General features: G+C 64.7%; 19 protein-coding genes and 1 tRNA gene. 12 read left to right on the top strand and 8 right to left on the bottom strand.

Going from position 1 to position 18161, the window contains the following annotated elements; translation table 11 throughout:
* The 5 genes from QMZ25_RS02915 to QMZ25_RS02895 all read left to right on the top strand — a co-directional run.
* The coding region (locus QMZ25_RS02915) for a hypothetical protein (RefSeq protein ID WP_283219100.1) at positions 1 to 411 on the top strand (411 nt) is incomplete at its 5' end.
* 23 nt (positions 412 to 434) lie between these two features.
* Positions 435 to 989 (top strand): acyltransferase, encoded by a 555-nt coding sequence (locus tag QMZ25_RS02910; RefSeq protein ID WP_283219099.1) that lies wholly within the window; start codon positions 435 to 437, stop codon positions 987 to 989.
* Between the two features lie 27 nt (positions 990 to 1016).
* The gene (gene kdsA / locus QMZ25_RS02905; protein ID WP_283219098.1) at positions 1017 to 1871 is read left to right on the top strand and encodes a 3-deoxy-8-phosphooctulonate synthase; all 855 of its coding nucleotides are present in this window, start codon (positions 1017 to 1019) and stop codon (positions 1869 to 1871) included.
* A 1-nt stretch (position 1872) separates the two neighbouring features.
* Complete coding sequence (locus QMZ25_RS02900; protein WP_128990453.1) at positions 1873 to 2424, top strand: 3-deoxy-D-manno-octulosonate 8-phosphate phosphatase; 552 nt, start codon at positions 1873 to 1875, stop codon at positions 2422 to 2424.
* 73 nt (positions 2425 to 2497) lie between these two features.
* Positions 2498 to 3445 carry a KpsF/GutQ family sugar-phosphate isomerase gene (locus QMZ25_RS02895; RefSeq protein ID WP_128990454.1) on the top strand — a complete coding sequence of 316 codons (948 nt, stop codon included), beginning with the start codon at positions 2498 to 2500 and terminating at the stop codon, positions 3443 to 3445.
* A gap of 45 nt (positions 3446 to 3490) precedes the next feature.
* Here the strand turns inward: QMZ25_RS02895 and QMZ25_RS02890 are convergent, their stop codons facing one another.
* From QMZ25_RS02890 to QMZ25_RS02865, 6 genes are all read right to left on the bottom strand, one after another.
* Positions 3491 to 5632 carry a YjbH domain-containing protein gene (locus tag QMZ25_RS02890; protein ID WP_283219097.1) on the bottom strand — a complete coding sequence of 714 codons (2142 nt, stop codon included), beginning with the start codon at positions 5630 to 5632 and terminating at the stop codon, positions 3491 to 3493.
* Positions 5632 to 6405 (bottom strand): capsule biosynthesis GfcC family protein, encoded by a 774-nt coding sequence (locus tag QMZ25_RS02885; protein ID WP_283219096.1) that lies wholly within the window; start codon positions 6403 to 6405, stop codon positions 5632 to 5634. Before QMZ25_RS02885 ends, QMZ25_RS02890 begins: the two co-directional genes overlap by 1 nt.
* Positions 6402 to 7091 carry a YjbF family lipoprotein gene (locus QMZ25_RS02880; protein WP_128988625.1) on the bottom strand — a complete coding sequence of 230 codons (690 nt, stop codon included), beginning with the start codon at positions 7089 to 7091 and terminating at the stop codon, positions 6402 to 6404. Before QMZ25_RS02880 ends, QMZ25_RS02885 begins: the two co-directional genes overlap by 4 nt.
* 10 nt (positions 7092 to 7101) lie before the next feature.
* Positions 7102 to 8211: a polysaccharide biosynthesis/export family protein gene (locus tag QMZ25_RS02875; RefSeq protein WP_128988627.1), complete on the bottom strand. Its 1110-nt coding sequence runs from the start codon at positions 8209 to 8211 to the stop codon at positions 7102 to 7104.
* An 89-nt stretch (positions 8212 to 8300) separates the two neighbouring features.
* Complete coding sequence (locus QMZ25_RS02870; RefSeq protein ID WP_128988629.1) at positions 8301 to 8600, bottom strand: hypothetical protein; 300 nt, start codon at positions 8598 to 8600, stop codon at positions 8301 to 8303.
* 122 nt (positions 8601 to 8722) lie between these two features.
* Entirely contained in the window at positions 8723 to 9313 is a 591-nt protein-coding gene (locus QMZ25_RS02865; protein ID WP_283219095.1) for a phosphatase PAP2 family protein, read from the bottom strand.
* A gap of 109 nt (positions 9314 to 9422) precedes the next feature.
* Here QMZ25_RS02865 and QMZ25_RS02860 point away from each other — a divergent pair.
* The 3 genes from QMZ25_RS02860 to QMZ25_RS02850 all read left to right on the top strand — a co-directional run bounded on the left by QMZ25_RS02860 (position 9423) and on the right by QMZ25_RS02850 (position 10835).
* Positions 9423 to 9499: transfer RNA gene (locus QMZ25_RS02860), tRNA-Arg, on the top strand.
* Positions 9500 to 10385: 886 nt separating this feature from the next.
* Entirely contained in the window at positions 10386 to 10568 is a 183-nt protein-coding gene (locus tag QMZ25_RS02855; RefSeq protein WP_053516755.1) for a hypothetical protein, read from the top strand.
* Positions 10569 to 10700: 132 nt separating this feature from the next.
* Positions 10701 to 10835 (top strand): hypothetical protein, encoded by a 135-nt coding sequence (locus QMZ25_RS02850; protein WP_258012811.1) that lies wholly within the window; start codon positions 10701 to 10703, stop codon positions 10833 to 10835.
* Positions 10836 to 10850: 15 nt separating this feature from the next.
* On the opposite strand, the gene QMZ25_RS02845 is transcribed toward QMZ25_RS02850, so the two are convergent.
* Positions 10851 to 11210 (bottom strand): response regulator, encoded by a 360-nt coding sequence (locus QMZ25_RS02845; RefSeq protein ID WP_053516753.1) that lies wholly within the window; start codon positions 11208 to 11210, stop codon positions 10851 to 10853.
* The gene (locus QMZ25_RS02840; RefSeq protein ID WP_193396309.1) at positions 11207 to 12361 is read right to left on the bottom strand and encodes a PAS domain-containing sensor histidine kinase; all 1155 of its coding nucleotides are present in this window, start codon (positions 12359 to 12361) and stop codon (positions 11207 to 11209) included. Before QMZ25_RS02840 ends, QMZ25_RS02845 begins: the two co-directional genes overlap by 4 nt.
* 152 nt (positions 12362 to 12513) lie before the next feature.
* On the opposite strand from QMZ25_RS02840, the gene QMZ25_RS02835 reads away from it, so the two are divergent.
* Genes QMZ25_RS02835 through QMZ25_RS02820 form a run of 4 tightly spaced genes read left to right on the top strand, consistent with a single transcriptional unit; the run spans position 12514 to position 18135 of the window.
* Entirely contained in the window at positions 12514 to 15615 is a 3102-nt protein-coding gene (locus tag QMZ25_RS02835; protein WP_283219094.1) for a response regulator, read from the top strand.
* The gene (locus tag QMZ25_RS02830; protein ID WP_065175572.1) at positions 15612 to 16436 is read left to right on the top strand and encodes a CheR family methyltransferase; all 825 of its coding nucleotides are present in this window, start codon (positions 15612 to 15614) and stop codon (positions 16434 to 16436) included. Before QMZ25_RS02835 ends, QMZ25_RS02830 begins: the two co-directional genes overlap by 4 nt.
* Complete coding sequence (locus QMZ25_RS02825; protein WP_053516743.1) at positions 16436 to 17011, top strand: chemotaxis protein CheB; 576 nt, start codon at positions 16436 to 16438, stop codon at positions 17009 to 17011. The genes QMZ25_RS02830 and QMZ25_RS02825 overlap by 1 nt, the downstream gene beginning before the upstream one ends.
* Positions 17008 to 18135, top strand: coding sequence for a hybrid sensor histidine kinase/response regulator (locus QMZ25_RS02820; RefSeq protein ID WP_053516742.1), 1128 nt, complete (start codon positions 17008 to 17010; stop codon positions 18133 to 18135). The genes QMZ25_RS02825 and QMZ25_RS02820 overlap by 4 nt, the downstream gene beginning before the upstream one ends.
* The last annotated feature ends 26 nt before the right edge of the window (positions 18136 to 18161 follow it).

Below are 18161 nucleotides of genomic sequence, written 5' to 3'. Positions count from 1 at the left end.
GACGGAGTATTTGATGCGCAGTTTGCAATGGAGTCAATGGCGAATGTTGCGCTTTCAGTGTTCCTGCCGTCGTCGATGGTTGATGAGTCCGCCTATATCAATTTCGCTGCGATGAAACACATTCCCATTCCTGGGAATGGTGGATTCCCGGGAGTGACATTCTATGTGTGGGGCGGCGTCGCCGGAGTGATTCTGGCGGGTTTGTTGCTTGGTTTGATAATGAGGCGAAGCACCCACTACCCATTGCTTGCGGTGTACGTGACGTTCTTGTTCCTCACGTTCCCTCGTTGGATGGCGTACAACGTGAACATCATGTTCAAGGCTGGGACGCTGCTGCTGATCGCCTTTGTTGTGATCCGACTGGTCTCTCTCGCGAGCAAGGGATCAGGTCATCCCTCTCGTACTTGTTAGCTGAACATTGTCAGGAGTCCCCTGTGCACCGACTGTACAAACTGGCGTGGGTCGCGCGCGCTCTTGTGTTCAAGCTTGCCTTCAAGAAATTTGGGATGCCGGGCTACCTGGGTAGACCCATTTTCATACTGGGCGCGCGCCGGATGTCGTTCGGAGTCAAGGTTCGAATCTTCCCCGGCATGCGTGCCGAATGCTTCGAAGGGGGGGCGCTGACTGTCGGTGATGATGTGTCGATAGGGCAGGGTTTTCATGTGATCTGCGGTTCCGTAGTCTCGATAGGCTCGGGATGCTTGATCTCTTCTGGAGTGTTTGTAACTGATACGGACCATCAGTACTCCGACATAGCACTTCCAGTCTCACATCAGCCCACCGCCACTCGGCCAACCCGGATTGGCGAGAATTGTTTTATTGGCGTAGGTGCGCGCATTCAGGCGGGTACGATTCTTGGCAAGGGGTGCATCGTCGGAGCCAATGCAGTCGTTCGGGGCGAGTTCCCGGATCATTGCGTTATCGCCGGCGTGCCCGCACGTGTTATCAAGCACTATGACGCCACGTCAGCAGCCTGGCTGCGTGGATAAGTTGAGAATTCAGCAGTAGGAGAAGCTATGAAGGTTAATTCTGTGACGGTTTCAACGGACGTGGTCGTCGGCAACGACCTCCCCTTCGTTCTGTTCGGTGGTCTGAATGTCCTTGAAGACCTCGACTCGACGCTGTTCGCAGCGGAGAAGTATGTCGAGGTCACCCGCAAGCTCGACATTCCCTACGTCTTCAAGGCCTCGTTCGACAAGGCGAACCGCTCGTCGATCAACTCCTTCCGTGGGGTAGGCCTGGACGAGGGGCTACACATCTTCCAGGAAGTGAAAAACCGCTTCGGCGTGCCGGTGATCACCGACGTCCATGAGGTAGACCAGGCGGCGCCCGTGGCCGAAGTGGTCGACGTGCTGCAGATTCCTGCGTTCCTGGCGCGCCAGACCGATCTGGTCACCGCCATTGCGCGTACCGGCCGCGCCATCAACATCAAGAAGCCGCAGTTTCTCAGCCCGACGCAGATGAAGAACATCGCCAGCAAGATCCGCGAGGCCGGCAATGAGCGGATCATCCTGTGTGAGCGCGGCGCCCAGTTCGGTTACGACAACCTTGTCGTGGACATGCTCGGCTTCCGCGAGATGATCGAGGCCACGGGTGGTCTGCCCGCCATCTTCGACGTGACACACAGCCTGCAGCGTCGCGATGCGGGTAGCGAAGCCTCCGGTGGTCGCCGCCGTCAGGTGGTGGAGCTGGCGCGCTCGGGTATGGCGGTTGGCCTGGCAGGTCTGTTCCTGGAGGCGCATCCGGATCCGGACAATGCGCGTTGCGATGGTCCGAGCGCGTTGCCGCTGAGCGCTCTCGAACCGTTCCTGGCGCAGATCAAGGCGGTCGATGATCTGGTGAAGTCGTTCCCCAAGCTTGATATTGCCTGACATGTCATCGGCGAGGTACCAGGGACCGATCAAGCTGGTCCTGTTCGATGTGGATGGTGTATTGACCGATGGCGGCCTGCACATCGATGGCAAGGGCGAGCAGTTCAAGACCTTCAATGTCCGCGATGGTCTGGCGGTCGCATTGCTGCGCGTGCATGGCATCCGTTGTGGCGTGCTGTCAGGCAAGGCCAGCCCGTCCCTGGATTTCCGGATCCGGCAGCTGGGCATGGATGTGGCTGTGACGGGCCGGCTGGAGAAGCTCGACGCGCTGGCTGCCATCTGTGGTGACGTGGGTGTCTGCGAAACCGAGATCGCCTATGTCGGGGATGATGTCGTAGACCTGCCGTTGGCCGGCAGGGTGGGGCGCTTCTATGCGCCTTCCGACGCGCATCCTCTGGTGTTAGCCGCCGCCGACGTGGTCACGGATGCTCGAGGTGGCCGCGGCGTGGGGCGGGAAGTGGCCGAGCGTGTCCTTGCCGAGGGCGGCGTGGATCTTCAGGCAGCCTACGCGCCGCTCATAGCAGGATGGAGCGCCGCTGGAGCGGTGCAGTAGCCGGCGCAAGGTTGCGCGGGTAAGCGCGGCGTAGCGAGGTTCGCCGCGAATTATCATCAGAAGGAAACAAGGTATGTCTTCCGTGGTATCAGTCGCCGATCACATCGCATCGGCCAAGCGTGTCCTGCAGATCGAGGCGTCGGCTGTCGCCGCGCTCGCCAGCAGGCTGGATGGGCAGTTCACCCAGGCAGTCGAGCAGGTGCTGGGTTCTCAGGGCCGGGTCATCATCTGCGGCATGGGCAAGTCGGGAATCATCGGGCGCAAGATCGCCGCCACGCTGGCCAGTACGGGAACGCCCAGCTTCTTCATGCATCCAGGTGAGGCTTTCCACGGCGACCTGGGTATGGTGACAGCCACCGATGTGTTCGTTGCGATTTCCTACTCCGGTGAAACCGAGGAAGTGGTGAAGCTGCTGCCGTTCCTCAAGGACAACGGCAATTTCCTGGTGGCAATCACCGGTCGGGCGACATCGACGCTGGCGCAGGCTGCCGATTGCCACCTGGACGCGGGTGTAGCGCAGGAAGCGTGTCCCCTTGCGTTGGCGCCCACCGCATCGACTACGGCGACGCTGGCGATGGGGGACGCGCTGGCGGTTGCGCTGATGGAGGCCCGAGGCTTCCAGCCGGAGAACTTCGCGCGCTTCCATCCGGGAGGTTCGCTGGGTAGGCGCCTGCTGTCGCGTGTCGAGCATGAGATGGTCGCCGGCGACCTGCCGGTAGTGGACGCAGCCGCATCGATGATGGATGTCCTCCAGGCCATCACCCGGTCCAGTCTGGGCTTGGCGATCGTACGGGCCGGCGCGAGCTACGCGATCATCACCGATGGTGATGTTCGCCGGGCGCTCGAGCGTCATGGTCGCGAGGTGTTCGACAAGTCTGCGGCCGAGCTGATGACGGCCTCGCCGGCTCAGGTCAGCGTGGGTACACGGGTCGAGGATGCGCTGGTACTGATGGAGCGACGCAGGATCTCGTCGCTGCTGGTCTTTGACGGCGACGTACTGGTCGGAGTCTTCAAGAAGTAGGAAGAAGAAGGCGCCCGTGCGGGGCGCCTTCTTTCTTTGTCAGCATCATTTCGCGATGGCGTCGAAGTTCCGATAGAAGAACTCCGAATCGCGTTCCGATGTCAGCTGGTACAGGCTGTGGGAATGCGCCAGGCGCGCGCCACCGTCGCGATACAGTGGGTTCCACATGAAATCGGCGCGTGCGCGCGTCGACCGAGGCAGCATGAAATCGAACGGCACCGAGAAGTAGATGCCCTTGTCGAAGCTGCCCTCACCGAAGTCCCGCGATGAAACGTCGGTCTTGGTGGCGTAGGCACCCATCGTCACGCCATTGTCGAACATGCGGGCTACTGACACGGTCGCACCCCAGTCCTTGGCGAGGTATCGGCCTGCGCTGACCGCGCTGATGATGCGGCGCTGGTCGCCCCACAGGTAGTAGAGCGTGGCATGACCGGTGGCGACGCTGTAGTCGCGGAAGCTGAAGCGCTGGTTGAAATCCCGCTGCCTGACCCAGTTCAGTTCAGCACCCAGCGCCCAGCGCTCGTCCATCGGCCGATAGAGAATCTCGCCGCCGACGCCGCCGTACATGTATTCCAGAAGGCCGGCATAAGCCATGCCGTACAGGTCGCGGCCCAGCTGTTTGGTGCCAGTCAACTGCAGGTTGGGCAGGGTGAAGTCGGAGGTTGTCAGGTACTGGCGCACGTAGGTGCGTACCCGCGGCAGCCTGCTGGGTGCGTCGTACTTGAACTTGTCGTAGTTGTTGTACGCGTTGTAGCTGGCGGTGCCGCTCAACCACAGGTTGTCGCTGAAGCGGAACGTCGCGCCATACATCGCCGCAACCTGGAACAGGATGAAGCCATCCGGGCCGCCGACGGACTGCCGGTAGCCGACATTGAACGCACCGTCGAAGCGCTTCAGCGGCGCTTCGTAAAGCGTTTCCGACCGCCGGGCATAAGGAACGGTCATTTCGACATGGCGGCTGACCGCGGCCAGATCGGTGCGGTCGTCCAGGTAATCGTTGAACGTCTTGCGTTCGAGGCTGGTCTCGACGACAGGCAGACCGAGGCGCACATTACGCAGCGTCCACCAGCTGACATCCGGCGAAGCGTGCCCGTCGAGGATACGCGCAGCGCGTCCAATGCCCTGCGCGGGATAGATGAAACGGCGCTGTTCGGCACTGACGATCAACTCCTGCCCACTGCGATCGATGCGCTTCACTCGCAGGCCGGCATTGTCCTCCAGTTCGCGCGCGATGGCTGGCCAATCCGTGGTGGCGGTGGCCGCTTGGGCTTCTTCCACACCCGTTGCCTGGCTCACCGTAGCGCCGCGGGGTACTGGCGGTGGGTCCAGGAGCTTTGTCATGGGCGTGGCCTGGGCCAGGTTCGAGCGCAGCGTGATGCCCACCATGGCCGTGTTGCCACGCTCCCAGCCCAGATGCAGCAGCACGTTGTTGTTGACCGTGAACACCGCGCCGAGGTTGATGGGCGATGACTGCTTCTGGTTGTTGCGCTGGGGCTCGTTGCGATAGTCGTTACCGTCGTACTCGAGCTTCAGCTGCAGGCGGTCCCACGGCGTCTGGTAGCTGATGCCACCAAATATGCCGAGACGGCCGCGGAACATGGCGCTGGTGTTGAAATCACCAGGGGTGTTGACGCCGGGACGTTCCTTGAAGCGGTCGTCGATGGCGCCGAGCGGATTGGCGATGTCGCCACGGTTGCCGATGTAGCCGGTGGCCACGCCAAGGCTGGCGTCCACCGGTCCGAATCGCTTGTTGGCGACGAGGTACTCGCTGGAAAACAGTCCGGTGCCACCGAGATCGCGCGCACCGACGGAGACTTCCGGGAGCCAGCGACCTTCCTGCCACAGCCGCAGCTTGAGATCGATGGACTTGTCCTTGTAGTTCTGGTCGCCACTGAGGCCTTCAGAACCATAACGTCGATTGGCGACCGAGATGTAGCGGAACGCACCCTCCACCCAAGGCAATGGCTGCATCACGACCGTGTACCGGCTGTAAGGCGATGTATGGCTGGCAGTGAGGCTGAGTTCGCCTTCATCGCTCATGCGCGCACTTGGCGTCTGCAGAAGGCCGACGCCGCCCCAGTCGCTGGCGGTGGGGGCGGGGCCTTCCTGGGCGTGTAGGGCAGCGCTGATGCTCAGGCTCAGAAGAGCCACAGCGGCGCTCGCCAGCGGCATTCGATTACGGGACATCAGTTTGAAACTCCCGGCGCGTCCAGCACCTGGGTGGCGAGGAAGCGGGCGGCTTCGTCGTTGATATCGGGGGCGATCGAGCGCACGGCCGATCCCGCGATGGGGACGTAGATCACCGCACCCGGCGCGAGCGCCACGGGCGCGCTGCGGTTCCACAGGGCGATGCCGATCTTCGCGGCGCGGCCGTCGGGTTGGATCACATACAGATCGTCAGGGCTGGCTGCCGGCAGCAACGCGCACTGGCTGCGATAGATGCGGGCATCCTGCATCGCAACGTGCGGTATCGCGCAGGGTTGCGCTACGGCGCCGGTGACGGTGACCGTCTGCGGCCGCGAGGGATAGATCAGCCGATCGCCTGCACGGGCCGGTCGATCCTGCCTGCGGGCGGCCTCCAGCGAGCGCGGTTCGAGAAGCTGCACTTCGCGGCCAGTGACGGGCAGGTTGTTGAACTCGCGCGCCATGCGATCGGCGGCCTCCGCGACGTCGGTGTCATCCTGCAGGGCCGCAAGCGTCTGCAGGTCGAACAGGAGCCCTGCCTTCAGGCGTGTTTGCGGCACCACGGCATCGGTGCGCAGCAGGGCCGCGCCAAGCATGTAGGCTTGCTCGTCCGGGGCCGCAGCCAGTGCAGCAGCGCTGATGCGCGCGCCGGAGGCCAGACTGTGCACGCCTGGCGCGCGGACGTGGCCGGAGACATCCACGGAAATCGGGGGGGCCGCCAGGGCGGAGTTGGCAAGTGTCAGGCCAAGCGTCAGGCCGATCAATCGCTGCTTCATCGGGGCTGCAGATCCGGCGAATAGGGTTTGAGCTGGATGATTTCCAGGCGGGTGCCCGGTGCGATGGCCTGCACGCTCTTCCAGATGAATCCGTTGGAAGGATCGACCCAGTAATGATTGTCCTGCTTCCAGCCCTGGCCACTCAACCGTTCGCGGACGTGCAGCAGCTCACGCGTGCGTCCCAGAATTTCGACCTTTTCCTGGCCCAGGGGATGCAGCGTTCCGGTGACGCGCTGACCGAACTGGTAGCCGGGCATGACGTCATAGAGTCGCTGCACGGTGTCGCCATCGCGCGCCCTGCGCAGGTCGACGAATGGATCTGGACCCGCAATGCGCATGCTCTGCAGTTCCGGTGAGCCACCATGCGTTGCTTCAACCAGGCCGTTGCGCAGGAACACGATGCTGCGCTCGTTGCTGTACCACGCCTGGCGGCCGCCATCCAAGCCGCCCAGGACGAGCACGGCGCCGCCGGCCGGGCCATTGACCTTGATCTGCGGATAGCGGTTGCGTGCAACGTCCTCTGCCGTGGGCTCGACATCGGGCTTGCCCTGGATGGCGAGTTGGACTGCCTTGACACTGCTGCGGCTGACCACGCCGCAGCCCGTTGCTGCGGCGACGGTCAGCACGGCCAGCACGCCTGCACGAAGACTCTGGAGGACGAGCGTCGCCCGAGCGTTGCTGCTCATGCCGACCTCGTCAGTTGTTGTCCAGATCGTTGCGAGCGCTGGCCGCGTTGCTGATGATGGCAGTGAACGGCAGCAGCTGGTTCACGAAGCGGCTCCAGCGGGTCACGCCGGCAGCGCCGACGAACACGACGTCGCCCGGCTGCAGATTGAACTGGCTGGCCACCGCGAAGGCGGTCGGTGACTTCGCTTCCAGATGGAACACCTGCGACGGCCGCTCCTGCAGATCGTTGGAGCCACGAATCACGTAGACGGCGTTGCCGTTGGAGGTGGTCTGCAGCAGGCCACGGGCGCGGCCCAGCGCTTGGCTCAGCGAGATCTCGCCGGTCTTGAAATTCATGGCGCCCGGTTGGTTCACTTCGCCCACAACGAAGACTTCCTTGCGGTCGAGATAGGGCACGTACAGATGGTCGCCGGCCTTGAGGAACACGTTGGTGTCGCCGCCACCGTTGCGACCCAGCCGGTCAAGATCAAGTGTATAGGTGGTGCCTTCGCGGGTGAGGCGCACACCGGACAGATCCGCCTGGGTCGGGTCCAGCCCCGCCTGGCTGATCGCATCGCCCAGGGTCAGCGGGGTGACGGTCAGCGGAACGGTGGCCGGTTGGCGCGAGGCGCCCGTGACCCAGACGCGCTGGCTGGCATAGGTCAGGATGGAAACATCAACCTGCGGCGCTTCGATGTAGCGGGCCAGCCTGCTGGTGATTTCCTCGCGCAGCTGCGCGGGGGTCTTGCCGGCAGCGGTGACCTTGCCGATGTAGGGATAGAACAGGGTGCCGTCGGAGTTCACCAGGCGGCCTGCTGCGCTGAGCTGCTGCTGCGGGCCTGCCGGTACGGTCAGCTCGGGGTGGTCCCAGACCGTGATATAGAGAATGTCGCCCGCGCCGATCTGGTAAGGACCAGGCTGGTACTGGGCCAACGCGGCAGGGAGGCCGGGAGCGACCTGGGTCGCGCGATCCATCGCGATCAACTTGGGCGTGATCGGAATCAGTTCAATCTGATCATTGCCAACCTGTTGGCTGTCGCGCACCAGTGAACTTGAACGCATGTGCTGGCCAGGGGCCCACACGCAGCCAGACAGGGTGAAGGCGAACGCCATGGTGGCGACGAGACGCTTGCAGTCCATCGTTAATCATTCCTGGCCCGAGCGGGCATGAAAAAGCCCTCGCCGAACTACCGCCCGGCGAGGGCGTGGGTACTACAGCGGCGTTCCTATCAGCGGGTGCCGGTAGTGCCGGTCGAACCGGTGGTGCCGCCCGGCGGGTTGGTGGTGCCGCCGCCGTTGTCGTTGCCTGCGTCATCGCTGCTGCTGTCAGCAGCGACACTGTAGATCACCGCAGCCGCGGCGACGCCGAGGCCGATCGAGGCAGCGGTGTTCAGGGTGCCGGAGGCGGCAGCGCTGGCGCTGTCGGTGGTGGCCACTTCGTTGCTGCCGTCAGTGGAGGCCGGAGCATCCTGAGCGAACAGCGGGGAGGACAGACCCAGGAGGGCCAGAACGGCAATCATCTTCTTCATCTACGGGGTCTCCTACTCCGTGAGGTAAATTTTCCAAGGCTATAGTCCCAGCCACATTGAGGCCTGTCAAGGAAACTGGCGGTTTTTCCCGGGGGGATTCATCTGCCTGATGGTCGTTCAGATCAGAAGTGCTCGAAGACCGTCGTGCGACCGGAAAGCAGTTTGGCCAGCGCGATGACAAACCTGTGGGTGTGGAGCTCCGGAACGGCAAGGGGCAGCGCCAGTCCGGCCATCACGGCAGCACCCATCGCCCACGTCGGTATGCGCTCCGTAGGGAGGCCGCAGCGCAGCACCCATGCGCTGCTGGCCAGGCCGAGCGCCAAGCCGGCCATCACCTCGGCCAGGCTGTGGGCGTGAAGGGGCAGGCGTGAAGCGGCGATCGCCACCGCAAGGCCGACGCCGGCCGTAGCGCCAATGTGAGCCCTGCTCCTGAAGGCGGTCGCCAGGAGTACGCCGACCATCGGGTATATGGCGCTGGACATGGCGGCGTGCCCGGAAATGCCGGTGAAGTCCAGACGCTGAATGCCCAGCCCCCAGCCCATGAACGCCAGCTTGGAGGCCAATGTCAGCCCAGCGGTCACGGCGATGGCGACGGCCCAGCGTCGCCTCAAGGACGATTCGCTTCGCGGCAATGCCAGCAGCAGCACCATGGCCATGGGCAGCAGCCAGCGGCTGTCGCCCAAATTGGAGAGGAAAAGCCAGAACTCGGACATCCGGTGGGACTGATGTGGGGGCGGCCAGCATACCTGCCGCCGATGGCGCGGCGATCGTCGGTGGCTTGGTCCATTCAGCTGGACGCGGTATGCTTTACCGCTTGCGCAAGGCCCCGTAGCTCAGCTGGATAGAGCGTCCCCCTCCTAAGGGGAAGGTCGCCCGTTCGAATCGGGCCGGGGTCACCATCGGTCAATTGCCCGCAGATGATCAGGCGGGTACCGCTTCTGCTTGCGGCGTGCTGTCTTCGCTGCGGCGTGCTTGCCACCCGCCACAGTGCGTTGGAAAAGGGCGTGCGGCGGCCTGGTCTGCCTTCCGCCAGGCTCACCTAGGGGCGATCCAGGTCCTCTGGCAACAGGCCAGCGAGTGCGAGTATTCGATCGTGCCTGATCTGCTGCACCCAGTGGCCCCAGGCATCCGCCGCCGTCAAGACATCGATCGAGCCGCAGGCGGGACACCTCAGTTGCACACCCCCGTGCACATCGGTGAGCCCGCACCCATGCGACATCCGTGATTCGTCCCCACATGACTTGCACTTGGCCTGCACGGAATCCAGCCGTTCGATGGTGGCATCCAGGCGCAGCAAAGGGCGGATCCGCAGGATCCGGAATGCAACAGGAGTGGTCATGTGTCTTGCCGGTCAGGGGCTGGACACGGAGGCGAGGAATTTCGCGCCGAAGAGAAGCCGAATGCAGTGACCATACAGCATGAACTGTTAAGACTCTCGTTCTTGACAGCCCTTATTTCGTTCTGGTGAGGGCCGAGGGTTCGCGAGAGGGGCGGGGAGCCTGAACATCCAGTCAGGTAAGCAAGCCGTTTTCACACAAGGCTAACTGCTCAGCGCCCAGTTTCACTGCAGCGTGACGGGTCGGCAGGGGGACTCGTGGCAGGCCTTGAGCCTGCCGTGCGCAGCGCTTCCCCCATGACCAGCAGGATCCGAATGAATCGCAATGCCGTGACGTCCGTTGGCGTCGGACCGGGCGCCGTCCCCCTGTGCTGCCGGGTGGGCCATGCCGTCTTCCCTGGACGCGCACGCCGCCCCGCCTTCCCGATCATCCCCCCGGCGGCCGGGTGATGGGGCGTTTCCAGTACGCCTTCCGCAAGGCGCGGGGCTGGCAGGCCTCCCTGGTCGCCGCCGCGTGGGCAGCGCTGCGCTATACCGTCAGCGGGGATACCGGCTACTTCCGTTCCCACGGCGGCTGGCGAAGATCACGGATCAGCCGGAAACCGGGCGAGGCCGACTCTCTGGATGACTGAGTCCGCGGGTGATTCTTGCCGGAAACGCATAGCAGTCTGCGGGCTGCATGGGTTTGCCGGGCCTACAGTGGCCCCCAATGCCGGGAGGGGTACCCGGCCACCTGCACGCCTTCGGTCCAGACGGGAGTCGCCATGCACCTGCTGATCGCCCTTGGCAAAGTGGCCGCGGTGTTCGCCTGCGTGCTCGGAATTCTTGAAATCTGCAGCCGGGTTCACCGTCGGCGCAGGGGCCGCAGCAGGCGTGCGGACAGGGAAAAACTCCCCTGACGCACTTGGCGAGGCTCAGTCCTGCCTGAGCAGCTCCACCAGTTGCCGCAGCCGATAGGGTTTGGGCAGGAACTCGACCTGTTCAGGCAGGGGAGGCAGCTGCGAACGCGCATAGCCGGAGGAGAGGATCATGCGGGCGTGCGGCTGGTCGCGCGCGACGTGTTCGCTCAGTTCAATGCCGGACATGCCATTGGGCATGCTGACGTCGCTGAACACCACGTCGAAGCGGGTATCGCCGCGCAGCAGGGCCACTGCTTCATGACCGTCGGCCGTGGTCGCCACGTCGATGCCGAAATCGCGCAGGGCCAGCCCTATCATTTCGCGCAGGTCGGTCTGGTCCTCCACCATCAGCACGCGGATCGGATCATCGGTCATGGGGCGGGTTCCTCTAGTGCGGGTAACAGCAGGCTGACTGTGGTGCCGACGCCTGGCGTGGTGGAGACATCGACGAAGCCGCCGCTCTGGGTGGTGAATCCGAACACCTGGCTCAGGCCCAGTCCGCTGCCTTTGCCGATGTCCTTGGTGGTGAAGAAAGGCTCTGTCGCGCGTTCCGCCACATCGACGGGCATGCCACGCCCCTGGTCACGCACGCTCACCGTCACGTATCGCCGCTGCTGGCCGGCCTCTCCATCCGGATCAAGGCGATGCTCCAGTGCGGTGGCGATCAGCACGTGGCCGCCATCGGCCGTGGCTTCAACAGCGTTCGCGACCAGGTTCGCGAGGGCGGTCTGCAGCTGCAGCGCGTCGGTGCAGACCGGCGGCAGATCGTGAGCCAGTTCCGTGCCCAGCAGTGTACCCGAGGCATGCGCGCGCCGCAGGCCCGGCAAGGACTCGACGATCAGTTCGTTGACGTCCACCGGTTCACGGATCAGGGTCTGCCCTGTGCTGAACGCAAGCAACTGGCGGGTCAACAATGCGCCGCGGTCGGTCGCCGTCTGTGCAGTGGATAGCAGTTCGTGGGCCCGCGGATCACTGCCCACGCGCAGCGCCAGCAGATCCAGTGCGTTGCCGATGGTGGTCAACAGATTATTGAATTCATGCGAGAGCCCACGACTCAACCGGCCGACCGTCTCGAACTGCTGGGTCTGCCGGAGTGCACGCTGTGCGTCACGCAGCAGGCGCTGCGCCTGCCATTGTTCGGTGATGTCGCGGGTAATCTTGACGTAGCCGAGCAGTTCGCCGTTCTCCAGCACCGGCTCGATCACGATGCTGGCGCGGAACGAGGCGCCGTCGCGACGGACGCGCCAGCCTTCGGCGGAGCAATGACCCTGCTGCGCGGCCAGCCGGAGAAGCCGCTGCGGCTCGCCGGCGTCGCGGTCTGCTGGCAGGTAGAAGCGTCCGAAGTGGGTCCCGATGACTTCGTCGGCTGCATACCCCTTGATGCGTTCGGCCCCGGGGTTCCAGCTGCAGACGATGCCCTCGGGATCGAGCAGATACAGCGCATGGTCCCGCACGCTGTCTATCAGCAGGCGCAGCTGTTGGGAAGTGTCCGTCAGAGCGGACCTCGTAGAAGCGGGTGCGTCCACGTGGAAATGAGCATTACCCCTGTGAGGGCCGGAAAGCTAGGCACTGCAGTGTGAAGGATGTGTGCAGGGATTGCCCGTGCCATTGGTCGTATGCGGCTGAATACGACACGGGGTACCATCACGCACTTCTTTGCCTTCTGGAATCGCCCCGTATGCGTCCCGGTGCAACCTCGCGCGACCGCTGGATATGGATGACTGCCGCCGCATTGCTGGCCGCAACCATCGCACTGGAACTTGTCGTGCCTCTGGGTTATGCGGTGTGGCTGGCCTACTTCCTGGCCGTTGGCGTGACGGTGTTCCAGCGGAGTGCACGCGCACCGTTCGTGGTCGCGGTGCTGGCCTGCGCGCTGCTGATGGTGGGCTATCACATTGCCCCGGCAAGCACGAATTCGGCGTTCTCGCTGGTGAATCGCACCATCGGCGGTGCGGCCTTCCTGATGATCGCGCTGATCGTGTCCCGCGCCATCCAGGCGCGCCGGCAGGCCATGCGCGCCCTGTGGCTGCAGGAGGCGGAGAACGCCGTGGCCATGAGCCTGCGGGGAGACCTGGGGCCGGAGCAGATCGCCGAGGCGGCGGCGACCAGCCTGGCCTCGCAGCTGCAGGCCGATGTCGGCGCCGTGTACCGGCTTGAGGGCGGCCGCCTGCAATTGACGGGCGGACTGGCGTTGCCGGCCGGCATGCCGGCGTCGCTGGCACTGCAGGAGGGGCTGGCCGGACAGGTCGCGCGCGACCTGCGCACCCGCCACCTGCAGGGCGATGAGGCCTCGGTACTTGAACTCCAGAGCAGCCTGGGGCGGATTCCGGTGCGTGAGCGGATCCTTGCACCGATCACCAGTGACGGTGCCGTGGTCGGCATCGTCGAGCTGGGTCGATCCAGCGTCGGCGAACAGCGTGATCTGGACCGCGAACTGCTGGACCGCTGTGGCGACACCATCGGCATGGCCCTGCGGGCGTCGCTGCTGCGCGCGCAGCTGGTCGTGCTGCTGGAGGAGTCGCAGCGCCAGGGAGAGGAGCTGCAGGCCCAGCAGGAAGAACTGCGCGTGGCCAACGAGGAACTGGAAGAGCAGAGCCGCAGCCTGCTGCAGTCGCAGACCCATCTGGAACAGCAGCAGGCCGAACTGGAGCAGAGCAACGTACAGCTTGAGGAGCGCACGCACGAGCTGGAGGCGCAGAAGCAGGCCCTGCTGGTGGCGCAGAGCCAGCTGGTGCGCAATAGCAACGAGCTGGCGGCGACGTCGCGCTACAAGTCCGAGTTCCTGGCCAACATGTCGCACGAGCTGCGTACGCCGCTGAACAGCTCGTTGATCCTGGCCAAGCTGCTGGCCGACAACAAGGATGGTACGCTCACCGAAGAGCAGGTGAAGTACGCACGGGCAATCCTGTCGTCGAACAACGATCTGCTGGCGCTGATCAATGACATTCTCGACCTGTCGCGCATCGAAGCCGGGCATGTCGAACTGAGCGATGAAGTGGTCGCGGTCGACAGCGCGCTGCAGCGGCTGCGCGAGACCTTCGATCCGATCGCGCGGCAGAAGGGGCTTGCCCTGGAGATCAGCGCCGATGCGCTGGCGCCGGGTCAGCTGGTGGTGGACAGCCAGCGCCTGCAGCAGATTCTGAAGAACCTTCTGGCCAATGCACTGAAGTTCACCGAGCACGGCAAGGTCAGCCTGCAGGTGCGTCCCGGCGGCAGTGGCCGCATCCGCTTCGAGGTCTGTGATACGGGCATCGGCATCGCACGCGAGCAGTTGCAGGTGATCTTCGAGGCTTTCCGCCAGGCTGATGGCAGCACCCGCCGGCGCTATGGCGGCACCGGGTTGGGCCTGTCGATCTCGCGCGACCTGGCTGCCCGCATGGGCGGTGAAATCCAGGTGGACAGCGAACCGGGGCGTGGCAGCTGCTTCGTGCTGGAGCTTCCACTGCAGGGCGCCCCCGTGTCCGCGCCGGAGCCGGGAGCGGAGCCCGCGCGCGTGGCCACTCCGGCAGCGCGTCCGGTGGTTGCACAGATGGCGCCGACTGCGCCTGCGCCCCCGCCCGCAGCTGCCACACACGTTCCAGATGATCGTGGCCGGCGGCAGCGCATGGGACGCCTGATCCTGGCGGTGGAGGACGACGTGGCATTCGCCGAAGCGCTGGTGGTGCTGGCGCATGAACTGGACTTCGACTGCGTGGTTGCCGGCACGGCAGAGGAAGCGCTGGCGCTGGCTGCCGAACTACGGCCGAACGGCATCCTGCTCGACATCGGCCTGCCCGACGTGTCAGGTCTGAGCGTGCTGGAGCGTCTGAAGCGCAACCCGGACACGCGGCACATCCCCGTGCACGTGGTCTCGGCGATGGACCGCAGCCAGGTGGCCCGTGAGCTGGGCGCGATCGGCTATGCGATCAAGCCGACCACGCGCGAGCGGCTGGCGGCGGCCATCGAGCAGCTCGAGCAGACCAGCCAACGCGATGTCAGGCGCCTGCTGATCGTCGAGGATGACAGCGAGCTGAGGCGCAACCTGGAGCTGCTGCTGGGGCGTGATCAACTGCAGATCGTCGCCGTCGGCACACTGGCCGCAGCGCTGGAGCAGCTCAGCAGTGTCACGTTCGACTGCATGGTGATGGATCTTTCCCTGCCGGACGGCAGCGGTTACGACCTGCTTGAACACATGGCCGGCAATGATGACGTCGGCTTCCCGCCGGTGATCGTCTACACCGGCCGTGCGCTCAGCCGCGAGGAAGAACAACGGCTGCGTCGTTATTCCAAGAGCATCATCATCAAGGGTGCGCGCTCTCCCGAGCGCCTGCTGGACGAGGTCACCCTGTTCCTGCACAGCGTGGAGGCCAGCCTGCCGACCGATCAGCAGCGCCTGCTGCGCGAGGCGCGCCGGCGCGACACCATCCTTGATGGGCGCACCGTACTGCTGGCCGAGGATGATGTGCGCAACATCTTCGCGCTGTCGAGCGTGCTCGAGCCGCTGGGTGTCAACCTCGAGATCGCGCGCAACGGCCAGGAGGCGGTCGATCGGCTGGCGCAGCGCGAGGTGGACCTGGTGCTGATGGACATCATGATGCCGGAGAAGGATGGTCTGACGGCGATGCGCGAGATCCGGGCGCAGCGCCACCTGCAGGATCTCCCGATCATCGCGTTGACCGCAAAGGCCATGCCCGATGACCGCGAGCGTTGCCTGCAGGCCGGCGCCAACGACTACATCGCCAAGCCGATCGATGTCGACAAGCTGGTTTCGTTGTGCCGGGTGTGGTGCTCGCGTCAATGAACGAGCAGGCCTTGTTCGACCTGGAGCTGAAGGTGCTGCTGGAGGCGATCTATCAGCGCTACCACTACGACTTCCGCAGCTACGCGGTGTCGTCGCTGCGACGGCGCATGCGTCAGGCCATGCAGCGCTACGAGTGCGAGAAGCTGTCGGACCTGCAGCATCGCCTGCTCCACGAGCCGGAGCTTTTCACTCAGGCGATGCAGTTCTTCACCGTGCAGGTCTCGGAGATGTTCCGCGACCCGGCATATTTCCGCACCCTGCGCGAGCAGGTGGTGCCGGTGCTGCGCACCTATCCTTCGGTGAAGCTGTGGGTGGCGGGCTGCAGCACGGGCGAGGAGGTCTGGTCGTTGGCGGTGCTGCTGCACGAAGAAGGGCTGCTGGAGCGCAGCATCGTCTATGCCACCGATATCAATCCCGGGGCCCTGGTGACCGCCGAGGCCGGCGCATACCCGATCGATCGCCTGGCCCAGTTCAGCCGCAATTATCTGGCGGCGGGGGGCAGGGCGTCGTTGTCGGACTACTATTCGACGGCGTATGACGGGGCCGTGTTCGACCGTCACCTGCGACGCAACATCATGTTCGCCGACCACAGCCTGGCGACGGACACGGTGTTCTCCGAGGTGCACCTGGTGTCGTGCCGGAATGTGCTGATCTATTTCAACCGGGACCTGCAGGACCGGGCCGTGGGGTTGTTCCGGGAAGCGCTCGTGCATCGTGGCTTCCTCGGCCTGGGCAGCAAGGAGTCGCTGCAGTTCGGTTGCCATCACGACGCGTTCGACGTGTGTTCGCGCGAACATCGGCTGTACCGGAAGGTCGCCTGATGAATGACGCCGGTCTGCCGGAGGTGATGGTGGTCGGTGCATCCGCTGGCGGGGTCGCTGCCCTGCAGGCCATCGTGCAGGCGCTGCCGGCGGGCCTGTCGGTGCCGGTGCTGGTGGTTCTGCATGTGCCCCGTGACCGCAACAGCCGCATCGTCGAGGTGCTGGCGCCGCATTGCGCGGTGCCGGTGCGCGAGGCGGAGGACAAGCAGCCGATAGAGCGCGGTACGGTGACGTTTGCGCCGCCGGACTATCACCTGCTGGTGGAAGACCGATCCTCGGTTGCCCTGTCGATCGATCCCCCTGTGCTGTATTCGCGTCCGGCCATCGACCCCCTGTTTGAATCGGCCGCGGCGGTGTTTGGTCCGCGCGTGCTGGCACTGCTGCTGACCGGCGCCAGCAGTGACGGCTCCGAAGGCGTGGCGGCGGTGCGCGAGGCGGGAGGTCGCGCCTGGCTGCAATGCCCCGAAGAAGCGGAAGCCTCGATGATGCCGGCCTCGGCCCTGCAGCATGCCGGCGCCGATGCGGTGCTGCCCCTTGAACTGATGTGTCGCCGCTTGAAGGAGTTGTTTTCATGAACCTGTTGCCACCGGACCCTGCGCAGGCCCAGGCCCCGGTCAACCTGTTGATCGTCGATGACGTTGCACAGAACCTGGTGGCGATGCAGGCACTGCTGCAGCGCGAGGGCGTCAACCTGCTGCTGGCCAGCTCCGGCGCCCAGGCGCTCGAACTGCTGCTCGAGCACGAGGTGGCGCTGGCGCTGCTGGATGTGCACATGCCCGAGATCGATGGCTTCACGCTGGCGGAACTGATGCGGGGCTCGCTGCGCAGCCGCGACGTGCCGATCATCTTCCTCACCGCGTCGCCGGATGATCCGGTGCGCGCGTTCAAGGGATACGAAACCGGCGCGGTGGACTTCCTGCACAAGCCGGTGGCGCCGCAGGTGATCCTCGGAAAGGTCAATGTGTTCATCGAGCTGTACCAGCAGCGGCAGCTGCTGAAGGTGCGCAACGAAGCCCTGGAGCGCGCGCTGAAGTTGAACGAGACCATGGCCGCGGTGCTTACCCACGACCTGCGGACGCCGCTGTCAGCCATCCTGCTCTGCGCGGACAAGCTCAGCCTGGAACTGCCTGCGGGCAATTCCGCTGCACAGCAGACATTGCAGCACCTGGAAGCAAGCACGCTGCGCATGGCACGGATGGTCGAGCAGCTGCTGGACTTCTCGCGCATCCGCAGCGGCGGCCTGCGATTGCAGACCACGACCTGCGACCTCGACGCCCTGGCCCGCGCGGTCATTGCGGAGGCGGGCAGTGCCCACGGACTCGAGCGGATCCGCTTCCAGGCGCAGGGCGATACCGTCCTGCAGGGCGACATGGATCGGTTGGGGCAGGTCGCATCGAACCTGATCGGCAATGCACTGACGCATGCCGGCGAAGCACATGTCCAACTGGACGGGCGTGACCCGCAGCGGGTGGTGCTGCGGGTCAGCAATGCCGGCCACATCGACGCGGCGCTGCTGCCGCGGCTGTTCGAGCCCTTCAAGGCCAGCTTCCACCAGAGCAAGGGCCTCGGCCTGGGGCTGTACATCGTCGATCAGTTCGTGCGCGCTCACGGCGGTCGATTGACCGCGCGCAACGACGCAGGGCAGGTCGTGCTGGAGGCAGCACTGCCACGGCGCTGCGGTGGGCCGGACATGGCCTGAATCTGAATTCTTCAGGAAGCGGGGCG

The organism is Stenotrophomonas sp. RS-48 (assembly GCF_030053245.1).
GTDB classification, from domain to species: Bacteria; Pseudomonadota; Gammaproteobacteria; order Xanthomonadales; family Xanthomonadaceae; genus Stenotrophomonas; species Stenotrophomonas maltophilia_P.
This window is presented reverse-complemented; position numbering and strand designations above follow the sequence as displayed.